This window comes from Achromobacter sp. 1014246743 (assembly GCF_059760725.1).
Genome location: NZ_JCBANA010000005.1, coordinates 75,935 through 98,157 on the forward strand (window position 1 = coordinate 75,935; position 22,223 = coordinate 98,157).

Genomic DNA, 22,223 nt, shown 5'->3' on the forward strand with positions numbered 1-22,223 from the left:
CTCCGGTCAAAAATCGGGCGATCCCACCGACGGGCCCGCACCATCGCGCAATGATACCCGGGCGCCAGCGGACAGGCGCGGCAGCCTATATAGTGCTGCCCTGCCCCTTTGCCGGAGTCCTGGATGTACGTAGATGTGCGCCGCCATACGGTGTTTTTCGACCAGACCGATCGCTTTCTGGCCCAGCCCGGGCTGGTCAGATACGACCCCGCCAGCGGCCAGCTGTCGGCCGTGCCCGGCGCGCAGGCTGGGGATGTCGTCAATGATGTGTCCCGCGACGGCAACAGGCTGGCCCTGGCCTCGGCCGACTGGGTGACCGTGCGCAATGCCAGCCGCACCCGCCTGACCTTCGTGACCCAAGGCGCCGTGGCACACCAGACCGACAAGTTCCTGTCGTTCTGGTCGCGATTCGACCCCTCGGGCCGTTTTGCCCTGGTCAGCGCCTTCAATGGCAAGCGCCGCCCCGTAGTGATCGACTTGGACGCCGGGGAAAGCAGCGACCCCATCGCGCGCGATCTCGACGCCCGCTTCGGCGACGTCGACCCCTTGGATGGCCGCCTGTGGGCCCCGGACGAACGCGCGAAAGACTCGGTGCTGGCCGTCGACTGCCGCAGCGGCGACATTCAAAAGGTCAGGCTCCCGTTGGGCGAAAAAGTGGCGCGGGTGCGTTTCGCCCGAGACGGCACCGCATTGTTCGCCACGGCCGCCAACAACCGCCTGCTGTGCTGCGACCGCGACGGCGCAGTGCGCTGGTCGCGCGATATCGGCGAATACGGCGAAGTCCGCGCCGGCAACATCTACTTCAATGAAGACGGCACCTACCTGTGCCTGCCCCTGTCAGAGACGCCCCGCAGCAACTGGGGCGAAGACCTGGTCATCGACGCCCGCACCGGCGCGGTCGCCAACGCCATCCTGCGCCACCGCGGGCCGCCGGCCCGGCTGGCGTCGGATTGGTTTGGTGATCGGCTATTGACGCATGGGGGGGAGATTGTGGACTTTCATACCGGGGCGGTGGTTGAACGGCTGGCGTTCGGGCCCGTCGGTGGGTGATGCGCGTAGAGGCGGCTCAGGTCGGCTCGAAAGCGCCTGGATAGACGCGCTATTTCTGCTGCGTTTCCGGTATGGCGGACAACTCGATGGCATCCACCGCCTCGACGATCTTCACGGCCTTCCTGAGATCACCGGCCAGAAGCTGGCCGTTCACGTCATAGAACCGCTGCGTGGTGTGGATCGTCAACATCACAGCTACAGCATTGCCCTGACCCTTCCACAAGACCGGCATCGAATACGGTCTGATTCTGGTGCCCGCCAGCGCAGGCATTGCGTCCTGCGAGACCCTGACGCCCTCTGCCGACCCCGGGATGTCGAATGTTGCCAAGACAAAGCGTTCAAGCATTGGTTGGCGAGCAAACAAAGGAAGAATGTCTTCCTTGAAGCGCACAGAGCCTTCGGCGAGCGCTGATAGCGGAACGCAGAGCAAAAGCAGGCAGAACAGCGCGTGGCGTATCTGTGCTGGGAGCTTCAAGTTTGAAATGGGGAAAGCGTAGTCGGGCACGTTATTTTCTTCGGGAGCATCCCAGCCCTCACACTTCTTTGCAAACTATGGCCGAGAGTTTTTTCTCATTCGAAAGGCGACGTATGGACTCTCTACTGTGGTGATCCTCCATAAAGTTCAAGAGCATTCGCAAACCACTCACAAGGATTTCCTTCAAACGTTGCTCATCTTGGCACTCAACGCTTCGATCGATATCTTCCATGAGAGAGGTCGGAACTCCTGGGCAGTTTTCTAACCGAAACGCCACATGGGGAAACCAGCCAGCATCCTTCTTATACAAATTCCACGCGTCTTGCTCTGTAAAGCCTGGGAAGATCAATCCTTTGTAAACCATACAAACATTGATATAGAAGAACTTGCTGTACTGCGATTTCTGATGGTTTATCAAAAGCCAGTAATCGTCGTATTCGATTGAACGAGTCACCCTGGTGCCGCAGAATCCCACGCTCATGGCAGCTGCCCCAAACATCTTTGACGTGAGAAATTTATTGTTTTTCATTTCATTGGAAACTTGTTTGAGAGATCGCGTAGAAAATAACTATCCGCCAGCTAGAGAACCACACTACGTTTTCATTCGCATCGGCGAGCTACGCAAGCAGCATCCGACAACAAAAACTGATGTTGCCCGCGTCATTTCGTAGCTCAATACCCTTTGTCTCGACCCGTGTTGACCAAATCACCGTGGCGCTGCGTGTTTTTCCCTTGACCTGCTGCCGGTTCGCAAGCGGCCGTCTTTGGATTTGAGGAAAGCACATTGAGAACGATGCAGGAAGCGACGCCGCCGACAACTGCGGCGGCAATCATGGAGACAATCAACACTGACGGCTTGAGATTGATCATTTAGTACCCTTGTTGCTGTCGATTTGTTTGATGAAGCAGTTACAAGGCCGCTCATGCTGTACGTCATATCGGCCAACGTCCATGGGGACGGGAAGCTTCGGCTGATATCTCGTCACACAGCTCCCTGGAAAGCCAGACGGCAACCCAAAACTCTAGACGAATCACACCCCGCAAAACGTCGGAAAATTCCGATTGTGCGAAGCCCTTGGCCGCCGTTTACGCACCGCGCCTAAAATGCCTCGCACGTTTCGCGTTTTGGGCTGCCCAGGTAACGGCCAGCCTCCCCGCCACGCCTGTCGGAATGCCCTCGTCCCCTCGGAGTCCCCGTGCCCCAAGCCCCCCTGCGCGCCAGCCTGCTTGCCCTTTGCGCCGCCCTCCTGACTGCCTGCGCATCGACTCCCCCAGCCCGCCCCGCCGCGTCCCTGCCAATGGTCATCGCGCACCGGGGTGGCACGGCCGATGCGCCGGAGAACACGCTGGAAGCGATCCGGCTGGCCATCGAGCACCGCGCTGACGCCTTGTGGCTGACGGTGCAATTGAGCCGCGATGGGGTTCCGGTGCTGTACCGACCGGCCGACCTGTCGGCGTTGACCGACGCGCGCGGCCTCGTCGCCAGCCATACGGCGGCCGAACTGGCGCGGGTCAATGCCGGGTGGACGTTCCAGCGGCCGGGTACGGGCAACAAAGACAAGGGCAACGACAGCAGCAGCAGCAGCAGCAGCAGCAGCAGCAGCAGCAGCAGCAGCGACACCAACAACTACCCCTACCGCAACTACCCGACAGGCATTCCAACCCTGCGCGAGGCCTTGCGCGCCATTCCGCCCGGGATGCCGGTCATCCTGGACATGAAGGCCCTGCCCGCCGCCCCGCAAACGCAGGCCGTGGCTCGCGTGCTGACCGAGGAACAAGCCTGGCCGCGCGTGGTGATCTATTCGACGGAAGCCGATTACCAGCAGAGTTTTTCCACCTATCCGCAAGCCCGCCTGTTCGAATCGCGCGACGCGACGCGTTTGCGTCTGCTGCAAGTGGGCCTGGGCGCCGGCTGCATCGAGCCGCCGGCGGCATCGACCTGGACGGCGTTCGAATTGCATCGCAAGGTGACGGTGACCGAGAAGTTCACGCTGGGTGAAGGCCGGTCGGAGATCGACGCGACGCTGTGGTCGCCCGAGTCAGTGGCGTGCTTTCGCCAGCGATCGCCACAGGTGCGGATCGTGGCGATTGCCGTGAACAATGCCGCCGATTACCAGGCCGCGGCATGCCTGGGGGTGGATGCCGTGCTGGCGGATTCGCCCGCCGCGATGGCGACGATACGGGCGAATCTGCTCGCCCGGCAGCCCAAATAGCGACTTGGCGCACGTCCCCCGATGATCTGAAATTTCCTACGCTTTGCCGACGTCGCCACCCCTAGAATCTCGCGTTGCGTATCGATCGTCGATACGAAGCTGGCGGACGGCATCCACGTCGAGCACGCTCGGCGAGCCGCCGCACAACTTTGAATATTCAACGCAGATCAATCGGGAAACAAGGTTGTGTCTAAGCTTCTCTGGACATGGGGTCTGATGGGTGGGGCCGTGCTGCTGCTCAGTGGCTACAGCCTGCTCAAGGCCATGAGCAATGGGCATCCGCTTCTGACGGCCGACCAGGCCGCCGTGGCGCGCTGGTATCCCCTCTATTGCTTTGCCGAGCTTTACTACAAAGCGCCCTCTCTCGACGGACAGCTGATCCCTGGCTGCATCGTCAGCGTGATTCATGAGGTACGAGCCGAAACCGGCGTCACGCTGACCGAGGAGGATGTGCAATCGCCCGACGTGCTGGCGCATTTCAAGACGGTGTACGGCAAGGACCAGCCCTGGCGCGACTAGCGCACTGCGCGGCCATTCTCATGAAAAGCGGCCGCTACCGGGCCGTGGCAGAACCCAGGCGGCACCGCCCCTGGCGGCAGACCAGATCCTGCAGCAAGCCACGCTCAGGCTGGCGGGCCGCCAGCCTGCCCTGGCGACGCATTTCACGGCATCTGAGCCCAATCCTAGGGTTTCCACTCATAAATTCGCTGAATTTCGCGAATAAGAATTCAGAATTTTTCTTATGGCGAGGCCGCGCGTATAACGACTGACGCAGCATCCTCAACCCATTTCAGAGAGATAAACATGAGGGGAAATTCCAAGACGGGCCACCAGCCGGTGCGCGCGTCCACGGCCGCTTTCGTCGGCACGATGATCGAGTGGTACGACTTCTACATTTACGCCACGGCCGCCGCGCTGGTGTTCGGCAAGCTGTTCTTTCCGTCGGCCACGGGCTTTTACGGCACGCTGGCGGCGTTCGGCACCTTTGCGGTGGGCTTTTTCGCGCGGCCGCTGGGCGGCGCGATCTTCGGGCATATCGGCGACCGCATCGGGCGCAAGAAATCGCTGGTGATCACTTTGCTGATGATGGGCACGGTGACCGTGCTGATCGGCCTGTTGCCGACCTACGCGTCGATCGGCGTCTGGGCGCCGATCCTGCTGGTGCTCTTGCGCATCGTGCAAGGCGTGGCGGTGGGCGGTGAATGGGGCGGCGCGGTGCTGATGGCGGGCGAGCATTCGCCGGACCAGAACAAGCGCACCTTCTTCGCGTCGTTCGCGCAGCTGGGCAGCCCGGCCGGCCTGATCCTGTCGATGCTGATGTTCAAGCTGGTGACGGGGCTGGACGACGCGGCCTTCCTGTCGTGGGGCTGGCGCGTGCCGTTCCTGTTCTCGGCCGTGCTGCTGGCGGTGGGCTTTGTGATCCGCCTGAGCGTGAACGAGTCGCCTGATTTCCTGGAAGAAAAGCAGGCCCGGGATGAAAAGCAGAAGCTGGCCCAGGCCGAAAAGCAGAAGCTGGCCCAGGCCGAAAAGCAAAAGCTGGCCCAAGCCGAAAAGCAAAAGCTGGCTCAACACGCCAAGCCCGAACGCGCCCCGCTGGCGCAGGTGCTGACCGGCGCGCCCAAGCTGCTGGCGATGGCGGTGGGCGCCAATGTGCTGGGCATCGCGGGGTTCTATTTCACCAGCACGTTCATGATCGCCTACACGACGCAGTACGTGGGCCTGAACCGCGCGGTGATCCTGGACTGCCTGCTGGTGGTGTCGATCATGCAGTTCTTCATCACGCCGGTGGCCGCCTACATTGCCAGCCGCGTGGGCAACCTGCGCTTTCTGGCGTTCACCGCGCTGGTGTCGATCTTCACGCCGTACGCGATGTTCAACCTGGTGGACCTGGGGTCGCTCTCGTCTATCACGCTGGGCATCGGCGTGGCGGTGCTGTTCATGGGCGCCTACTATGCGGTGATTGCGGGCTTTGTCAGCGACAGCTTTCCGACGGCGATCCGCTATACGGGGATTTCGATGGCCTATCAGTTGTCGGGCGCGATCTTCGGCGGCCTGACGCCGATGCTGGGCACGGTGCTGGCCGAGAATTTCAAGGGCCAGTGGTGGCCGCTGGCGCTGCTGTTCTCGGCGATTTCGCTGCTGTCGCTGGTATCCGTGCTATTGCTGGGGGCTTATGGCCAGCGCCGCGTTCAATTTCAACTGAAGGGGCAACAAGCATGAAGGCATTTTTCCACGACGACCAGAAACTGCATCATCCGCAGACCTACTTCTCGCGCGGCAAGATGCGCACGCCGCAGGAAGTGCCGTCGCGCCTGGACGCGCTGGCGCAGGCCGCCCGCCACCTGGGCTTTGACGTGCAGGCCCCGGCCGACCACGGCACCGAGCCGCTGGCCGCGGTGCACACGCCGGCCTACCTGCAGTTCCTGCAGAACGCCCACGCCGACTGGAAAAAACTGCCCGAGGACTGGGGCGACGAGGTCGTGTCCAACGTCTTCGTGCGCGAGCCCAACGCGCTGCGCGGCGTGCTGGCGCAGGCGGCGCGCTACCTGGCCGACGGCAGTTGCCCGGTGGGGCCGAACACCTGGCGCTCGGCCTATTGGGCGGCGCAGTGCGCCATTGCCGGCGCCGACCGCATCGCAGCCGGCGACCGCCATGCCTACGCCATCTGCCGTCCGCCCGGCCACCACGCCCGGCGCGATGCGGCGGGCGGCTTCTGCTACCTGAACAACGCGGCGATTGCCGCCCAGCGCCTGCGCGGCAAATATGGCCGCGTGGCGATCCTGGATACCGACATGCACCACGGCCAGGGCATCCAGGACATCTTCTACGAACGCAGCGACGTGCTGTACGTGTCGATTCACGGCGACCCTGAGAATTTCTATCCGGTGGTGGCGGGTTTCGAGGACGAGCGCGGCGCGGGCGAAGGCTACGGCTACAACGTCAACCTGCCGATGCCGCACGGCTCGCCCGAGTCGGTGTTCTTTGACCGCCTGGCCCAGGCCCGCGCGGCCATCGAGAAGTTCCAGCCGGACGTGCTGGTGCTGTCGCTGGGTTTCGATATTTTCGAGAAGGACCCGCAGGCGATGGTGGCGGTGTCGGAAGACGGCTTCGAGCGACTGGGCCGCGAGGTCGGCAGCCTGAAGCTGCCGACCTTGATCGTGCAGGAAGGCGGCTACTATATCGAGGGCCTGGAATCGAACGCCGCGCGATTCTTCGCGGGACTGGCCGGCGCCTGATTCGGGGCCGGCCTGGCGGACGGGGCCCCGCCAACCCCGCCCCACGCCGGGGCACGACGGCGGGCAGGCGATGCATCGTCCTGCCCGCGTTCCCTTGAATGCCGCATCCATTTTTGTCATGGCCCCCACTTCCGACCGCCCCGCCGTCCGCCCCGCCAACGCCTTGCCGCTGGCGCCCGAGCGCATGGACTGGAACCTGCTGCGCACCTTCATGTTCGTGGTGCAGGCGCGCGGCGTGGGCCGGGCGGCGCAGGCGCTGCACCTGAGCCAGCCGGCGGTCAGCCAGGCGCTCAAGCGGCTGGAAGACGCGGTGGGCGGGCTGTTGCTGCACCGGCGCAACGGCGAATTCCGCCTGACCAGCCTGGGCGAGGAAATCTACGCCATCGCCCGCGACATGTACGGCACCATGGCGCGCATCGAGAACGCGGCCGTGCAGGACCAGGCCGAGGTGGCCGGCACCTTGCGGCTGCTGGTGATGAGCCGCATCCAGAGCACGCCCTACGACGATTTCCTGGCGGACTTTCACCAGCGCTATCCCAAGGTGGAATTCCACATGGAAATGCAGCCCAGCGCCGATATTCTCGATGCGCTGGCCAAGCGCGTGCCGGCGCTGGGCATCTGTCTGTGCCGCAAGCCGGTCGAGACGCTGGAACGCAAGCTGTTCCTGCGTCACCAGTACGCGGTGGTGTGCGGCCGGCGGCACCCGCTGTTCACGCGGCCGCGGGTGGCCATCGAAGACCTGCTGGACCAGAATTTCGTGTGCTTCGCCAGCGACCAGCTTGGCGACACGCTGTCGCCGCTGACCATTTTCCGGGACCAGCAGGGTTTTACCGGGCGCATCGTCGGCACCTCGCCGCACCTGGAAGAAGTGCGCCGCATGGTGGTGGCCGGCATCGGCCTGAGCTTCCTGCCCGAACACCTGATTGCGCAGGACGTGGTCAACGGCGAACTGCGGCGCCTGCCGCCGCACGACAGCGTGGCCGAGATCGACGTGTTCCTGACCTGGCACAAGCAGCGCAAGCTGAGCCCGGTGGAAACGGCCTTCCTGGCGGCGTTCGACCGCTTTCTGGCGCGCACGTCGCTGGCGGCGCGGGCACGCTGACGGGGCCTGGGCCATTGCCGCAGCGCGTCATCGCCGCCGTTCACAAGAGCGGCCTGCAAGCGCCCATTCTGGCGATAATGGCGCTCTCGACCCCCGCACTTTCCCTTGAGGACGCACATGTCTCGTTGGACCTTCTATACCGCTCCGGGTACCTGCGCATTGGCTACCCACATCGCCTTGCAGGAAGCCGGCGCCGACTTCGACGTCGTGAAGCTGGACTTTGCCGCCGGGCAGCAGCAAAGCGCCGAGTACCTGGCCATCAACCCCAAGGGCCGCGTGCCCGCGCTGAAAACCGAACACGGCGTGCTGACGGAAACCCCCGCGCTGCTGGCCTTCGTGGCGCAGCGCTTTCCCGAGGCCGGGCTGGCGCCGCTGAACGACCCGTTCGCGTTCGCCCAATTGCAGGAACTGAACAGCTACCTGGCGTCGACCGCCCACGTGGCCCATGCGCACAAGCGCCGCGGCGCCCGCTGGGCCGACGACCCGGCCGCCCATGAAGCCATGCGCGCCAAGGTGCCGCAAACCATGACGGCCTGCGCCGCCTACCTGGAATCGCAGATCGTCGGGCCGTGGGTCGCGGGTGAACGCTTCAGCGTGGCCGATGCCTATCTGTACACGATCGGCAGCTGGCTGGAAGGCGACGGCGTGGACCTGAAGGCGTTTCCCAAGCTGACGGCCTACCTGGCGCGCGTGGCGGCCCGCCCGGCGGTGCAGCGGGCGCTGGCGCAGGCCAGCTGACAGGCAAGCGTCAACGCACCGGCCGCGCGGCATCCGCCCGCAGCTCGCGGGGCAAGGTCGTGCCGTAGTCTTCGTCGGCATAGATGCAGGCCGGCAGGGGCGACACGGCCCGGCCGCCCTGCTCCCATAGCGCTTCGATCCAGTCCGCCGCGGTATCGGCAATGGCGTCCTGCACGCAGAAGTCCGGTTCGTCGCCGAACAGCGGCACGCGCGGCGTGACGCCGGTTTCGCCATGCACCACGTCGAACACGTGGCGGTAGCCGTCAATTGCCTTGTTCAAGACGTACAGGTCGGGGCCGTCCAGCCCGATCACCACCGAAAACGTGCCCTCGCCATCCTGGTCGGGAAAGATGCCGAACTGGATTTCGCGCGCCTTCTCGGGCAGGCGTGCAAACAGGCCGGCCAGCGTGCGCAGTGCGGTGTCGGTATGCGCGTCGAGCACGCGCCGCAGGGTGTCCTGGTAGTCTTGTCGGGTCATTGCACAGGCAGGCGAGACGAAAACCGCAAGCGTACCGGATGAATGGGTTTCTGTTATTTCTGTCTTGACAGAAATAACAGAAACCCCCTACAGTGGCTCCATGAAACTGACTCCGATTGCCGAACGCTTCATCCTGCACTGGGGCGAAATGGGCTCGCGCTGGGGCGTGAACCGCACCGTGGCCCAGATCCACGCCCTGCTCTACCTGATGGGCCGGCCGCTGCCCGCGGAAGAAATCGCCGACACCCTGGGGGTGGCGCGGTCCAACGTCAGCAACAGCCTGAAAGAGCTGCAGGCCTGGCGCCTGGCCAAGGTGGTGCACGTCATGGACGACCGCCGCGACCACTTCGAGACGTCCACCGACATCTGGGAACTGTTCAAGCTGATCGTCGAAGGCCGCCGCCAGCGCGAGATCGATCCCACCCTGACCGTGCTGCGCGATAGCCTGGCCAGCCCCGAGATGGCCAACGAAAGCCGCCTGACCGAACAACGCGTGCGCGAAACGCTGGAATTCATGGAAATCCTCACCACCTGGTCGGACGAAATGCTGCGCATGAAACCGGAAACCCTGATGAAGACGCTGGGCATGGGCGCCAAGCTCAGCAAGACGATGCGGCGCGGCAAGGGCTGACGCGACGGGCTCGGGGCGGGGTTGGCCTGGCCGGGTCAGGCCAACCCCGTCGCCGCCCTTCACCCCCTTTTTTTAAACCTTTATTTCTGTCTATACAGAAATAACAGAAATAAAAGAACCGATCGATGCACCCACCTGATGAGGGCAACGGCATGAACATCCTGGTCTGCGGCGCCAACGGCTTTGTCGGCCGGGCCCTGTGCGCGGCCCTGCTGCAAGACGGCCACCGGGTCCTGAAAGGCGTGCGCCATCCCGTGCAGCCCGACGAGATCGCCATCGATTACCTGGCGGACACGGACCCGGCCGCCTGGACCGACCGGCTGCGCGGCATCCACGTGGTGGTGAACGCCGCCGGCATCCTGGTCGAGCGCGGCGACGCCACCTTCGACCGGATTCACCGCCGCGCACCCATCGCGCTGTTCGACGCTGCCTGCCAGGCGGGCGTGCGGGGCATCGTGCAGTTGTCGGCGCTGGGCGCGGCAACGGGCGACACGCCCTACTTCGAGAGCAAGCGCGCGGCCGACGGGCATCTGCAAGCGCTGCCGGTGGCGCACTGCATCCTGCGGCCGGCGCTGGTCTATGGCGCGCACGGGGCATCGGCGCGGTTCTTTCGTGCGCTGGCGTCGGCGCCGCTGCACTGGCTGCCGGCCGGCGGCCAGCAGCGCCTGCGCCCGATACACGTGGACGAGCTGGCCGAGGTCGTCGTGCGGTGGCTGCGCGGGCCGATGCACACGACGGACGGCGCCTCGGCCGTATTGGACCTGGTCGGCGGCACCGAGGTCACGTACCGCGACATGCTCGCCGCCTATCGGGCATCGATGGGCTTTGCGCCGGCCTGGCGGGTCACCGTGCCCGGCTGGCTGATCGGCGCCAGCGCGGCGTTGCTGGACCGCGTGCCCGGCTCGATGCTGACGCGCGACACCTGGCGGATGCTACGGGCCGGCAACACGGCCGACGTCGCCGCCACCGCCCAGGCGCTGGGCCGCCTGCCGGCCGGCATCGACACCTTCATCCGCCCGGTGGACGCGCCCGCCATGCGCCAGCAGGCCCTGGCCGCCTGGCGCCCGGGCCTGCTGCGCGGCGCCCTGGCGCTGATCTGGCTGTGGACGGCCGTGTGCAGCGCCCTGCTCTACCCCGTGGGCGGCAGCCTGGCGCTGCTGGCGCCGGTGGGCCTGCACGGCACGCCCGCCCTGGCGGCCCTGTATGGCGCCGCGGCGCTGGATTTCGGGCTGGGCATCGCCACGCTGTGGCGGCCCGGCCGCCGGCTCTGGGCCCTGCAGGCCGGGCTGGTGCTGGTCTATTCCGTGGTGATTGCCGTGGCGTTGCCGGCATTCCTGTTGCATCCCTTCGGCCCCGTCCTGAAAAACGCGGCCGTGCTTGCCCTGTTAATCATGCTGCTCAGCGAGGAAACCCGGCCATGAATGCGTATCTCACGATCAAGACCCTGCACATTATGTCGTCGGTGCTGCTGGTGGGCACGGGCTTCGGCACGGCGTTCTACCTGTTCTTCGCCAACCGCACAGGCAATATTCCGGCAATTGCGGCGGTGTCGAGACTGGTGGTGCGCGCCGACCTGTGGTTCACGACTCCGGCGGTGATCTTCCAGCCGCTGTCGGGCCTGTGGCTGGCACACATCGCCGGCTGGCACTGGAGCACGCCCTGGGTCAGCCTGTCGATCGGGCTGTACCTGCTGGCGGGTGTGTGCTGGCTGCCGGTGGTGTGGCTGCAATACGAAATGGCCAAGATGGCCGCCCAGGCGCATGCCGGCGGCGCGGTCGCCTTGCCGGCGCGCTATTGGCGCTTTGCGCGGTGGTGGGAAATGCTGGGCTACCCCGCCTTTCTGGCAATGGTGGCGGTGTATTTCCTGATGGTGGTCAAGCCGGCACTGTGGGCGGCGTAGGCGCCCCTCGGCGCACGGACGAAGCGGCCTACTTAAACCCCACCATGGCGCGCATCCGCGTGCGGATCGCGCCGGCATACGCCCAGCACCACACCGCCAGGGCCAGCATGGCCACGGTGAAATAGGCGCGCGCGTCCAGCGGCACCGGGTTCAGTTCGGACACGGTCTTGAACGGCTCGAAACCGATGAAGTCGCTGGCGGCCAGGGCGCTGAACAGCATGGCCAGCACCGGGCCGGTGAAATGCGGGCGTTCGCCGCGGGTCTGCGGGTCGGCCCGGAATTGCCAGTGAATCAGGCGGAACAGCTGGATGACGACGGCCACCAGCGGCACGACCAGGGCAAGCTGCAAAACCAGCAGCGCAACGATGACTTGAGTAGGAAGCATGGCCGGGATTTTACGGGCATCGGGACAACCCCTATTACCCGGCCGGACTCAAACAACTATCGTATTCGAGAATTATCAAATAAGAGAATTCTCGCTTCCGACAAACATGACCGCAGACACCCTCTACGACTACGCCGTCATCGGCGCCGGCATCGCCGGGGCATCCGTGGCCTACCGCCTGAGCGCGGCGGCTTCCGTGGCGGTGCTGGAACGCGAAGCCCAGCCGGGCTACCACTCCACCGGCCGCTCGGCGGCCATGTTCATGGAAACCTACGGCACGCCCCAGATCAAGGCGCTGACCCGCGCCAGCCGCGCATTCTACGAACAGCCGCCGCAGGGCTTTGCCGAGCATCCGCTGCTGCATCCGCGCGGGGTGCTGTACATCGCCACGCCTGAACAGCGCGACCTGTTGCACGACGTGTACGACGATTTTCGCCGCCAGTCGCCCAACGTGACGCTGATCGACGCCGACCAGGCCGTGGCGCGGGTGCCCTGCCTGCGCGGCGACCAGCTCTGCGGCGCCATCGAAGAACCCGATGCCCGAGACATCGACGTGCATGCCTTGCACCAGGGTTTCCTGCGCGGCATGACGCGCCAGGGCGCGGTGCTGCGCAACCAGGCCGAGCTGACGGCGGCATCGTTCAACGACGGTATCTGGACGCTGACGCTTGCCGGCGGCGAAACGTTGCGAGCGCGGGTGCTGGTCAATGCCGCGGGCGCCTGGGCCGACCAGACGGCGGCGCTGTGCGGCGCGCAGCCGGTGGGCCTGCAGCCCTGCCGGCGCACTGCCTTCACCTTTGCCGGGCCGACCGACGTGGATTTTTCCCACTGGCCGGCGGTGGTGGGCGTGGACGAAAGCTATTACTTCAAGCCGGACGCGGGCCAGTTGCTGGGGTCGCCCGCCAACGCCGACCCGGTGGCCGCGCACGATGTCATGCCTGAAGAGCTGGACGTGGCGACGGGCATCTACCGCATCGAAGCGGCCACCTCGATGACCATCCGGCGCCCCAGGCACACCTGGGCCGGCCTGCGCTCGTTCGTGCGCGACGGCGATTTCGTCGTGGGCTGGGACGCCGAGGCGCCGGCCTTTTTCTGGCTGGCGGCCCAGGGTGGCTACGGCATTCAGACGGCCGCCGCGACGTCCGAACTGGCCGCGGCGCTCTTGACCCACCAGCCCGTCCCGACCCATTTACAGGCGCACGGGGTGGATGCCCACGCGGTACGCCCCGAGCGCTTGCGCTGAACGCAGTCCCCGTCGTATCCCCTTCATCCCTTTTCGAGCGGAGCGGTTGCATGAAGATTTTTTCCGGGTCCCTGGCGACCGAAACAAACACCTTTTCCCCCATCCCGACCGGCCTGTCGGCCTACCGGGCCCGCGGCTATTTCCCCGCCGGCCAGCACCCGGACCGCATGCAGATGTTCTCGGGACCGCTGTGGGCCGCGCGCCAGCGCGCCCAGGGCAAGGACTGGACGCTGGTCGAAGGCATGACGGCGGGCGCCACCCCGGCCGGCATCACCACCCGCGACGCCTACGAAACCTTGCGCGACGAGTTGCTGGACGACCTGCGCCGCGCGGGCAAGGTGGACATCGCCCTGTTCGGCCTGCATGGCGCCATGGTGGCCGACGGCTATGACGACTGCGAAGGCGACCTGCTGCGCCGGGCCCGGGAGATCGTCGGCCCGGACACGGTCATTGGCGCCGAGCTGGACCCGCACTGCCACCTGACCGACACCATGGTGCAGAGCGCCGATTTCCTGGTGTGCTTCAAGGAATACCCCCACACCGACATCCTGGACCGCGCCTACGACCTGGTGGACCTGTGCGTGGCGCGCGCCGAAGGCCGCACCCACCCCACCCGCGCGGTGTTCGACTGCAACATGATCTCGATCATGCACACCAGCCGCGAACCGATGCGCAGCTTCGTCGACCGCCTGCTGGCCATGGAAGGCAAGGAAGGCGTGCTGTCGGTGTCCATCGCCCATGGCTTTCCGTGGGGCGATACGCCGGACATGGGGTCCAAGGTGCTGGTCTATACCGATGGCGACCAGGGCCAGGCGGACGCGCTGGCCAAGGCCCTGGGCGAAGAACTGATCGGTTTCCGCGACCGCCTGGCCCCGCCCTACCCGGGGGCCGACGAGGCGCTGGACCAGGCGTTGGCGCTGAACGATTTTCCGGTGGTGCTGGCCGACTCGGCCGACAACGCCGGCGGCGGCGCGCCCAGCGATGCGACCTTCATCCTGGACCGGGTGCTGGCGCGCGGCATCCGCGACGTGGCCACCGGCCCGTTCTGGGACCCGGTGGCGGTGCAGCTCTGTTTCGAGGCCGGCCCGGGCGCGCGCATCCAGCTGCGCATCGGCGGCAAGGTGGCGCCGGTGTCGGGGCTGCCGCTGGATGTGGACTGCGAGATCGTGGCGCTCAAGCGCGACGCGGTCATGACCGGGCTGGCGGGCACGCCGGCCCTGCTGGGCGACGTGGCCGTGGTGCGCAGCCAGGGCGTGACGATCGTGCTGACGACCAACCGCATCCAGGCCATGGATACCGACCTGTTCACCCAGTTCGGCGTCGACCTGCACGCGATGAAGCTGATCATCGTGAAGTCGTCGCAGCATTTCTATGCCTCGTACTCGAAGGTGGGCCGCCACGTCATCTATGTGGAAACGCCGGGCGCCATCACCAACGACCTGAACGCCTTGCCGTTCACCAAGCGCAAGCTGCCGAAATGGCCTTTCAAGGGCTGATGCCTTCACTCACTGAAATCACAGCCGCCGCCCACACAGGCGGCGGCTGACAAGACCAAGGGGATGACCATGATGAAACGTTTCAGCCTGCTGGGCGCAGCCGCCCTGCTGGCGCTGGGCGCGGCCACCGCGCCGCAGGCCCAGGCCCAGCCCAAGCCGAGCACGCTGCGGATGGTGCCGCACGCCGACCTGAAGACGCTGGACCCGCTGTTCAACACCGCCTACATCACGCGCAACCACGGCTACATGGTGTTCGACACGCTGTTCGCGCAGGACAGCCAGGGCCAGCCCAAGCCGCAGATGGTGCAAAGCTGGACCACCTCGCCCGACGGCAAGCGCTGGACCTTCACCCTGCGCCCCGGCCTGAAATTCAATGACGGCACGCCGGTCACCGCCGAAGACTGCGTGGCCTCGCTACAGCGCTGGGCCAAGAAAGACACGCTGGGCCAGGCGATGATGGCCGCGGGCGCCGAACTGGCCGCCACCAGCGACGATACCTTCACGCTGACGCTCAAGCAGCCGTTCGGGCTGGTGCTGGACGCGCTGGCCAAGCCGTCGGGCATGCCGCCTTTCATCCTGCCCAAGCGGCTGGCGCTGACCGACCCGAACACCCAGGTGACCGAAATGGTGGGGTCGGGCCCGTTCCTGTTCAAGCGCGATGAATGGGTGCCCGGCAACAAGGTGGTGTACGTGAAGAACCCGGCCTACGTGCCGCGCGCAGAACCCGCCGACGGGCTGGCGGGCGGCAAGGTGGCCAAGGTCGACCGGGTGGAATGGGTCTATATCCCCGACGGCAACACCGCCACCGCGGCGCTGATGAACGGCGAAGTCGACATGATCGAGCAGACCACGCCCGACTTCCTGCCGGTGCTGGAAAGCAACCCCGACATCACCTTGAGCACGTCCGTGGCGTCGCAGGGCATGGTCATCGTCAATTCGCTGCACCCGCCCTTTGACAAGCCGCAGGCGCGCCAGGCGCTGTACTACCTGGTGAACCAGAAGGAAATGGTGTCGGCCATCGGCTACCCCGAGAAGTACCGGGTGGACTACTGCCCCACGCTGTACATCTGCGGCTCGCCGCTGGCCACCGACGCCGGCGCCGCGCCCTACGCCAAGCCGGACCTGGCCCGCGCCAGGCAATTGCTGCAAGAGGCCGGCTACCAGGGCGAAAAGGTGGTGCTGCTGTACCCCACCGACCACATCAGCGCCCCGGCGGTGATGGTGATGGCGCAGAACATGAAAAAGGCCGGCATCAACGTCGACCTGCAATCGATGGACTGGGCCTCGCTGGCGGCGCGCCGCCTGAAGAAAGACCCGCCCGCCCAAGGCGGCTGGAACGTGTTCCTGACCTGGGGCGGCTATTTCGACGCCAGCACGCCGGTCACCAACCCGTGGCTGTCGGCCGCCTGCGGCAACAGCCTGCCGGGCTGGCCCTGCGACAAGGAACTGGACACGCTGCGCACCCAATGGATCCAGGAAACCGACGCGGCCAAACGCAAGGAGATTGCCGCGCAGCTGCAAGCGCGGGCCTACCAGACGGTGCCGTATGTGATGTGGGGCGAATTCAAGCCGGTGTCGGCCGTGCGCGGCCTGAAACACACTGAGCTGATGAAGACCGGCATCCCCGTGATGTGGAACGTCGAAAAGCCGTAGCGGCCGGCGTATCGGACAAGCGAACACGCGGCACCCGGGCGCCTGGCGCGTCCGGCCGTCCGCCAGGGGGATAGCCACCGTGAAATACATTCTGCGCCGCATCGCGGCCGTCATACCCGTCATGGCCGTGGTCGCGGTCGTGGTGTTCATGCTGATCCACCTGTCGCCGGGCGACCCGGCGGCGGTGATCGCGGGCGACAACGCCACGGCCGACGACGTGGAAAAGATCCGCCAGAACCTGGGGCTGGACAAGCCGCTGCTGCAGCAGTTCGGCATCTGGCTGGGGCACCTGGCCACCGGCGACCTGGGTACGTCCATCGCCACCCAGATGCCGGTGGCGCAACTGATCGGCCAGCGCCTGGGGCCGACGCTGTCGATTGCCGCCTTCACCATGCTGTTCGCCGTGCTGATCGCCGTGCCGCTGGGCGTACTGGCGGCCTGGCATGCCGGCCGGCTGCTGGACCGGCTGGTGATGGTGGGCGCGGTGTGCGCGTTCTCGGTGCCGGTGTTCCTGATCGGCTACTGCCTGGTGTATGGCTTTTCGATCAAGCTGGGCTGGCTGCCGGTGCAGGGCTACAAGCCGCTGGCCGACGGGCTGGTGCCCTATCTGCGGCACCTGGTGCTGCCGTGCCTGTCGCTGGGGCTGGTGTACATCGCGCTGCTGACGCGCATGACCCGCGCCACCATGCTGGAAGCGCTGTCCGAAGACTACATCCGCACGGCCCGGGCCAAGGGCCTGTCGGCCGGCCCCGTGGTCTGGCATGCGCTGAAAAACGCCGCCAACCCCATCGTCACCACCATCGGCGTGGGCGTGGCGCTGCTGATCGGCGGCGTGGTGGTCACCGAGACCGTGTTCGCCATTCCCGGCCTGGGCCGCCTGACCATCGACGCCGTGCTGCGCCACGACTACCCGGTGATCCAGGGCGTGCTGCTGGTGGCCTCGGGCATCTACGTGCTGATCAACCTGCTGGTCGACCTGAGCTACCGCCTGTTCGACCCGCGCATCCGTTATTGAAAGGGGCCACCCATGACCACCGCTACCCTGCCCCTGGCCACCGCCCGCCCGCGCTGGCGCCGCGCCACCCGCTCGCTGCGGCGCCATCCCATGCTGTACGTGGGCTGCACGATCCTGTTGGTCCTGGCCGTGATGGCGCTGGCCGCGCCCTGGCTGGCCACGGTCGACCCGCAGGACATCAACCCGATGGCGCGCATGAAGCCGCCGTCGGCCGAACACCTGTTCGGCACCGATGTGCTGGGCCGCGACGTGTATTCGCGCACCGTGTGGGGCGCGCGGATTTCGCTGCTGGTCGGCGTGGTGGTGGCGCTGGCGGCCACCGTGGGCGGCGTGCTGCTGGGCATGCTGGCCGGGTACTTTCGCCGGCTGGATGCGCTGATCATGCGCATCATGGACGGCCTGATGGCCATTCCCGGCGTGCTGCTGGCGATTGCGCTGATGGCCACCCTGAAAGGCGGGCTGGGCACGGTGATCGTGGCGATCGTGGTGCCGGAAATTCCCCGCGTGGTGCGGCTGGTGCGCGCCCTGGTGCTGACGATCCGCGAGCAACCCTATATCGAAGCCGCGGTGGCGTCCGGCACGCGCGTGCCCGCCATTTTGCTGCGCCACATCCTGCCCAACCTGTTCGCGCCGCTGATGGTGCAGGCCACCTTCATTGCCGCGTCCGCCATCCTGACCGAGGCCGTGCTGAGCTTTCTGGGCGTGGGCATTCCGCCGCACACGCCCAGCTGGGGCAACATCATGGCCGAAGGCCGCAATTTCGTGGCGGTGGCGTTTCACATCATCCTGTATCCGGGCCTGTTCCTGGGCGTGGCCGTGCTGGCCGTCAACCTGGTGGGCGACGGGCTGCGCGACATGCTCGATCCGCGCCTGGCGAAAAAGATCTAGGAGCCGCCATGCGATCCGATCCCGTACTCAAAGTGCATGACCTGACCACCTGTTTCGACGGCGACGACACCACGGTCGTGGCGGTGGACGGCCTGTCGTTCGACCTGATGCCGGGCGAAACCCTGGGGCTGGTCGGCGAATCCGGCTGCGGCAAGAGCGTCACGTCGCTGTCCATCATGCGGCTGCTGCGCGCCCCGGGCCGGGTGGCCCGCGGCCGCGTCGACTTCGAAGGCCGCGACCTCTTGGCCCTGCCCGAGAAAACCATGCGGGCGATTCGCGGCAACCAGGTGTCGATGATTTTCCAGGAACCGATGACGTCGCTGAACCCGGTGTTCACCGTGGGCCGGCAGATCAGCGAATCGTTGATGCTGCACCAGGAGCTGACCAAACGCCAGGCCTTGAAACAGGCCGAGGCCTTGCTGGAACTGGTGCAGATTTCGGACCCCGCCCGGCGGGTGCGCGAGTATCCCTACCAGCTGTCCGGCGGCATGCGCCAGCGCGCCATGATCGCGATGGCGCTGGCCTGCCAGCCCAAGGTGCTGATCGCCGACGAGCCGACCACGGCGCTGGACGTCACCATCCAGGCGCAGATCCTGCACCTGCTGCGCGACATCCAGGCGCGGCTGGGCACGGCCATCGTGCTGATCACGCACGACCTGGGCGTGGTGGCGCAGATGTGCCAGCGCGTCATCGTGATGTACGCCGGACGCAAGGTCGAAGAAGGCCCGGTCGACGACATCCTGGACCACGCCGCGCATCCGTACACCCAGGCGCTGATCCGGTCGCTGCCCGATTTTGTCGATGGGCAGGACCACACGGCGCGGCTGGCGGAATTGCCGGGCATCGTGCCGGTGATGACGCCGGACTCGCGTGGCTGCGCCTTTGCGGCGCGCTGCCCGCAGGCGCTGCCGCGCTGTGTCGACGAGACGCCGCCGGAGGTCGCGGCCGGGGAACGCCACCGGGTGTGGTGCTGGGCGCGGCAGGAAGAACCGGTGGCGATGATGACGGGAGAAGCGCGATGAACCTGCACGATGCACCGTTTGCGCCGAAGGCGGACGCGTCCGCGGCGAACCTGGCGGGGCCCCGGTCCGCCCCGCCGCTGTTGCAGGTCGACGGCCTGAAAAAGCATTTCGCCGTCGAAGGGGGCCGCGTGCTGCGGGCCGTGGATGGCGTGTCGCTGTCGGTCGCGCACGGCCAGACGCTCAGCCTGGTGGGGGAATCCGGCTGCGGCAAGTCCACCACCGGCAAGTGCCTGATCCGCCTGACCGACCCCACCGAAGGCCGCATCCTGCTCGAAGGCGCGGACCTGGCCGGCATGAACAGCCGCCAATTGCGCGCCATGCGCCAGCGCATGCAGTTCATTTTCCAGGACCCGTTTTCGTCGATGAACCCGCGCATGCGGGTGCGCGACATCATCGGCGAGCCGCTGCGCAATTTCGGCCATGGCCGGGACGCCATCCGTGAACGCGTGGCGCAGCTGCTGGCCCGCGTCAGCCTGCGGCCCGATGCTGCCGACCGCTATCCGCATGAATTCTCGGGCGGCCAGCGCCAGCGCATCGTGATCGCACGCGCCCTGGCGCTGGACCCCGGCCTGATCGTCTGCGACGAACCCGTGTCGGCGCTGGACGTGTCGGTGCAGGCGCAGGTGATCAACCTGCTGATGGACCTGCAGCGCGACCTGGGGCTGACCTACGTGTTCATCTCGCACGACCTGAGCGTGGTGCGCCACATCAGCCACCGCGTGGCCGTGATGTACCTGGGCAAGATCGTCGAAACCGGCAGCCGCGACGCGGTGTTCAACCAGCCGGCGCACCCGTACACCCGGGCGCTGCTGGCCGCCGTGCCGTCGGCTCGCCGGGGCGAACGCGCCCCCGTGGCCGTGCTGAAAGGCGAAATCCCCAGCCCGCTGGCGCCGCCGTCCGGCTGCGCGTTCCGCACCCGCTGCCCGATGGCCCAGGCGCGCTGCGCCGAGGAAACGCCCGCCCCGCGCCAGGTCGGACCCGACCAGGAGGTGGCGTGCCATTTTGCCGCGCCGCCCCCTGCCGGACGGCCCGCATGACGGCCCGCATGACGGCCCACCTGACGGCCCACATGACAGCCCCACTGACGGCCCACCTGGTCGCCGCCCGGTCCTGGCGTCGACGACCCTCCCCTGTATAGATTGCGCCCCCCTTCAGCCGGAGCCTTCCATGCCACACCTCGACACCCAGCCCTTTGACCTGATTCTTGCCGGCGGCACCGTCATCGACGGCAGCAACACGCCCGGCCGGCGCGCCGACGTCGGCCTGCGCGGCGACCGCATCGCCGGCGTGGGCGACCTGGCCGGCGCCGCCGCGCGCCAGCGCATCGACGTCTCGGGCCAGGTGGTGGCGCCCGGTTTCATCGACTCGCACACCCACGACGACAACTACCTGCTCAAGCACCGCCACATGATGCCCAAGATCTCGCAGGGCGTCACCACGGTGGTCACCGGCAACTGCGGCATCAGCCTGGCGCCGCTGACGCATGCCACCCCGCCCCCGCCGCTGGACCTGCTGGACGAAGGCGGCTCGTACCACTTCACGCGTTTCGCCGACTACCTGGCCGCGCTGCGCGCCACGCCGGCCGCGGTCAACGCGGCCTGCATGGTCGGCCATTCCACCCTGCGCGCCGCCGTCATGCCGGACCTGCACCGGGCCGCCACCGCCGCCGAAATCGACGCCCTGCAGGCGCTGGCCGAAGAGGCCATGGCCAGCGGCGCCATCGGTATCTCGACCGGCACCTTCTACCCGCCCGCGGCCCACGCCACCACCGAAGAGATCATCGAGGTCTGCCGGCCGCTGCGGCCCCACGGCGGCCTGTACGCCACCCATATGCGGGACGAAGGCGAGCATATCGTCGCGGCCCTGGAGGAAACCTTCCGCATCGGCCGCGAGCTGGACGTGCCGGTCGTGATCTCGCATCACAAGGTCATGGGGCAGCCCAACTTCGGCCGTTCGCGCGAAACGCTGCCGCTGATCGAAGCCGCCATGGCGCGCCAGGACGTGTCGCTGGATGCCTACCCCTACGTGGCCGGCTCCACCATGCTCAAGCAAGACCGCGTGCTGCTGGCCGGGCGCACCGTCATCACCTGGTGCAAGCCCTTTCCCGAACTGAGCGGACGCGACCTGGACGAGGTGGCCGCCGAACGCGGCAAGTCCAAGTTCGACGTGGTGCCCGACCTGCAACCGGCCGGCGCCATCTATTTCATGATGGACGAGCCCGACGTGCAGCGCATCCTGGCGTTCGGCCCCACGATGATCGGGTCCGACGGGCTGCCGCATGACGAGCGCCCCCATCCGCGCCTGTGGGGCACCTTTCCCCGCGTGCTGGGCCATTATTCGCGCGACCTGGGCCTGTTCCCGCTGGAAACCGCCGTATGGAAGATGACGGGCCTGACCGCCGCGCGTTTCGGCCTGGCCGAGCGCGGCCAGGTGCAGCCGGGCTATTTTGCCGACCTGGTGGTGTTCGACGCGGCCACGGTGGCCGACACCGCCACGTTCGAACGCCCCACCGAACGCGCCGCCGGCATCCATTCGGTGTACGTGAACGGCGTGGCGGTCTGGCAGGACCAGGCGTTCACCGGCCAGCACGCCGGCCGGGTGCTGGCCCGGACCGCCGCCTGAGCCGCGCCAGCCCTTACAATCCGGCGTACGCAGCGGGGCTTGCGGGCCCCGCTCTCACCCCAACCCTAGACGCCAG

At 66.6% G+C, this 22,223-nt stretch carries 23 protein-coding genes; 18 read left to right on the top strand and 5 right to left on the bottom strand.

The window, feature by feature from the left end; genetic code table 11:
* The first annotated feature begins 123 nt into the window (after positions 1-123).
* Positions 124-1,050 carry a YncE family protein gene (locus AC6LJ2_RS03720; RefSeq protein ID WP_498150814.1) on the top strand — a complete coding sequence of 309 codons (927 nt, stop codon included), beginning with the start codon at positions 124-126 and terminating at the stop codon, positions 1,048-1,050.
* 49 nt (positions 1,051-1,099) lie between these two features.
* Here AC6LJ2_RS03720 and AC6LJ2_RS03725 read toward each other — a convergent pair whose 3' ends face one another.
* From AC6LJ2_RS03725 to AC6LJ2_RS03735, 3 genes are all read right to left on the bottom strand, one after another.
* On the bottom strand, positions 1,100-1,555 hold the full coding sequence (locus AC6LJ2_RS03725) for a hypothetical protein (RefSeq protein ID WP_498150815.1): 456 nt from the start codon (positions 1,553-1,555) through the stop codon (positions 1,100-1,102).
* Between the two features lie 28 nt (positions 1,556-1,583).
* Positions 1,584-2,054: a DUF4304 domain-containing protein gene (locus tag AC6LJ2_RS03730; protein ID WP_498150816.1), complete on the bottom strand. Its 471-nt coding sequence runs from the start codon at positions 2,052-2,054 to the stop codon at positions 1,584-1,586.
* A 143-nt stretch (positions 2,055-2,197) separates the two neighbouring features.
* Positions 2,198-2,395, bottom strand: a complete 198-nt coding sequence (locus tag AC6LJ2_RS03735) for a hypothetical protein (RefSeq protein WP_498150817.1) — start codon at positions 2,393-2,395, stop codon at positions 2,198-2,200.
* A gap of 428 nt (positions 2,396-2,823) precedes the next feature.
* Here AC6LJ2_RS03735 and AC6LJ2_RS03740 point away from each other — a divergent pair, with 428 nt between their 5' ends.
* From AC6LJ2_RS03740 to AC6LJ2_RS03765, 6 genes are all read left to right on the top strand, one after another.
* Complete coding sequence (locus tag AC6LJ2_RS03740; RefSeq protein WP_498150849.1) at positions 2,824-3,738, top strand: glycerophosphodiester phosphodiesterase family protein; 915 nt, start codon at positions 2,824-2,826, stop codon at positions 3,736-3,738.
* Between the two features lie 186 nt (positions 3,739-3,924).
* Positions 3,925-4,257: a hypothetical protein gene (locus AC6LJ2_RS03745; RefSeq protein WP_498150818.1), complete on the top strand. Its 333-nt coding sequence runs from the start codon at positions 3,925-3,927 to the stop codon at positions 4,255-4,257.
* 285 nt (positions 4,258-4,542) lie between these two features.
* The gene (locus AC6LJ2_RS03750) at positions 4,543-5,958 is read left to right on the top strand and encodes an MFS transporter (RefSeq protein WP_498150819.1); all 1,416 of its coding nucleotides are present in this window, start codon (positions 4,543-4,545) and stop codon (positions 5,956-5,958) included.
* A complete protein-coding gene (locus AC6LJ2_RS03755) occupies positions 5,955-6,974 on the top strand; it encodes a histone deacetylase family protein (RefSeq protein WP_263913314.1) in 1,020 nt (339 codons plus the stop codon). Before AC6LJ2_RS03750 ends, AC6LJ2_RS03755 begins: the two co-directional genes overlap by 4 nt.
* Positions 6,975-7,158: 184 nt before the next feature.
* Complete coding sequence (locus AC6LJ2_RS03760) at positions 7,159-8,076, top strand: LysR family transcriptional regulator (RefSeq protein WP_445659166.1); 918 nt, start codon at positions 7,159-7,161, stop codon at positions 8,074-8,076.
* Between the two features lie 117 nt (positions 8,077-8,193).
* Positions 8,194-8,814, top strand: coding sequence for a glutathione S-transferase family protein (locus tag AC6LJ2_RS03765; protein WP_263913315.1), 621 nt, complete (start codon positions 8,194-8,196; stop codon positions 8,812-8,814).
* Between the two features lie 10 nt (positions 8,815-8,824).
* On the opposite strand, the gene AC6LJ2_RS03770 is transcribed toward AC6LJ2_RS03765, so the two are convergent.
* Positions 8,825-9,292: a DUF6389 family protein gene (locus AC6LJ2_RS03770; RefSeq protein ID WP_263913316.1), complete on the bottom strand. Its 468-nt coding sequence runs from the start codon at positions 9,290-9,292 to the stop codon at positions 8,825-8,827.
* Between the two features lie 100 nt (positions 9,293-9,392).
* On the opposite strand from AC6LJ2_RS03770, the gene AC6LJ2_RS03775 reads away from it, so the two are divergent.
* From AC6LJ2_RS03775 to AC6LJ2_RS03785, 3 genes are all read left to right on the top strand, one after another.
* The gene (locus AC6LJ2_RS03775) at positions 9,393-9,923 is read left to right on the top strand and encodes a MarR family transcriptional regulator (protein WP_263913317.1); all 531 of its coding nucleotides are present in this window, start codon (positions 9,393-9,395) and stop codon (positions 9,921-9,923) included.
* A 152-nt stretch (positions 9,924-10,075) separates the two neighbouring features.
* Complete coding sequence (locus tag AC6LJ2_RS03780) at positions 10,076-11,344, top strand: SDR family oxidoreductase (RefSeq protein WP_498150850.1); 1,269 nt, start codon at positions 10,076-10,078, stop codon at positions 11,342-11,344.
* Complete coding sequence (locus AC6LJ2_RS03785; RefSeq protein WP_498150820.1) at positions 11,341-11,823, top strand: DUF2269 family protein; 483 nt, start codon at positions 11,341-11,343, stop codon at positions 11,821-11,823. Before AC6LJ2_RS03780 ends, AC6LJ2_RS03785 begins: the two co-directional genes overlap by 4 nt.
* A 28-nt stretch (positions 11,824-11,851) precedes the next feature.
* On the opposite strand, the gene AC6LJ2_RS03790 is transcribed toward AC6LJ2_RS03785, so the two are convergent.
* Positions 11,852-12,208: a hypothetical protein gene (locus AC6LJ2_RS03790; protein ID WP_498150821.1), complete on the bottom strand. Its 357-nt coding sequence runs from the start codon at positions 12,206-12,208 to the stop codon at positions 11,852-11,854.
* 106 nt (positions 12,209-12,314) lie between these two features.
* Between AC6LJ2_RS03790 and AC6LJ2_RS03795 the strand changes: the two genes are divergently transcribed.
* The 8 genes from AC6LJ2_RS03795 (at position 12,315) to AC6LJ2_RS03830 (ending at position 22,147) form a co-directional block, all read left to right on the top strand.
* Positions 12,315-13,451: an NAD(P)/FAD-dependent oxidoreductase gene (locus tag AC6LJ2_RS03795; RefSeq protein WP_445659014.1), complete on the top strand. Its 1,137-nt coding sequence runs from the start codon at positions 12,315-12,317 to the stop codon at positions 13,449-13,451.
* A 50-nt stretch (positions 13,452-13,501) separates the two neighbouring features.
* The gene (locus tag AC6LJ2_RS03800) at positions 13,502-14,947 is read left to right on the top strand and encodes a M81 family metallopeptidase (protein WP_498150822.1); all 1,446 of its coding nucleotides are present in this window, start codon (positions 13,502-13,504) and stop codon (positions 14,945-14,947) included.
* A gap of 69 nt (positions 14,948-15,016) precedes the next feature.
* On the top strand, positions 15,017-16,600 hold the full coding sequence (locus AC6LJ2_RS03805) for an ABC transporter substrate-binding protein (RefSeq protein ID WP_498150823.1): 1,584 nt from the start codon (positions 15,017-15,019) through the stop codon (positions 16,598-16,600).
* Positions 16,601-16,679: 79 nt separating this feature from the next.
* Positions 16,680-17,615 (top strand): ABC transporter permease subunit, encoded by a 936-nt coding sequence (locus AC6LJ2_RS03810; protein ID WP_263913326.1) that lies wholly within the window; start codon positions 16,680-16,682, stop codon positions 17,613-17,615.
* A 12-nt stretch (positions 17,616-17,627) separates the two neighbouring features.
* Positions 17,628-18,503 (top strand): ABC transporter permease, encoded by an 876-nt coding sequence (locus AC6LJ2_RS03815; protein WP_498150824.1) that lies wholly within the window; start codon positions 17,628-17,630, stop codon positions 18,501-18,503.
* Positions 18,504-18,511: 8 nt separating this feature from the next.
* A complete protein-coding gene (locus AC6LJ2_RS03820; RefSeq protein ID WP_498150825.1) occupies positions 18,512-19,525 on the top strand; it encodes an ABC transporter ATP-binding protein in 1,014 nt (337 codons plus the stop codon).
* Positions 19,522-20,562 carry an ABC transporter ATP-binding protein gene (locus AC6LJ2_RS03825; protein ID WP_498150826.1) on the top strand — a complete coding sequence of 347 codons (1,041 nt, stop codon included), beginning with the start codon at positions 19,522-19,524 and terminating at the stop codon, positions 20,560-20,562. The genes AC6LJ2_RS03820 and AC6LJ2_RS03825 overlap by 4 nt, the downstream gene beginning before the upstream one ends.
* Before the next feature lie 130 nt (positions 20,563-20,692).
* The gene (locus AC6LJ2_RS03830) at positions 20,693-22,147 is read left to right on the top strand and encodes an N-acyl-D-amino-acid deacylase family protein (RefSeq protein ID WP_498150827.1); all 1,455 of its coding nucleotides are present in this window, start codon (positions 20,693-20,695) and stop codon (positions 22,145-22,147) included.
* Positions 22,148-22,223 lie beyond the last annotated feature (76 nt).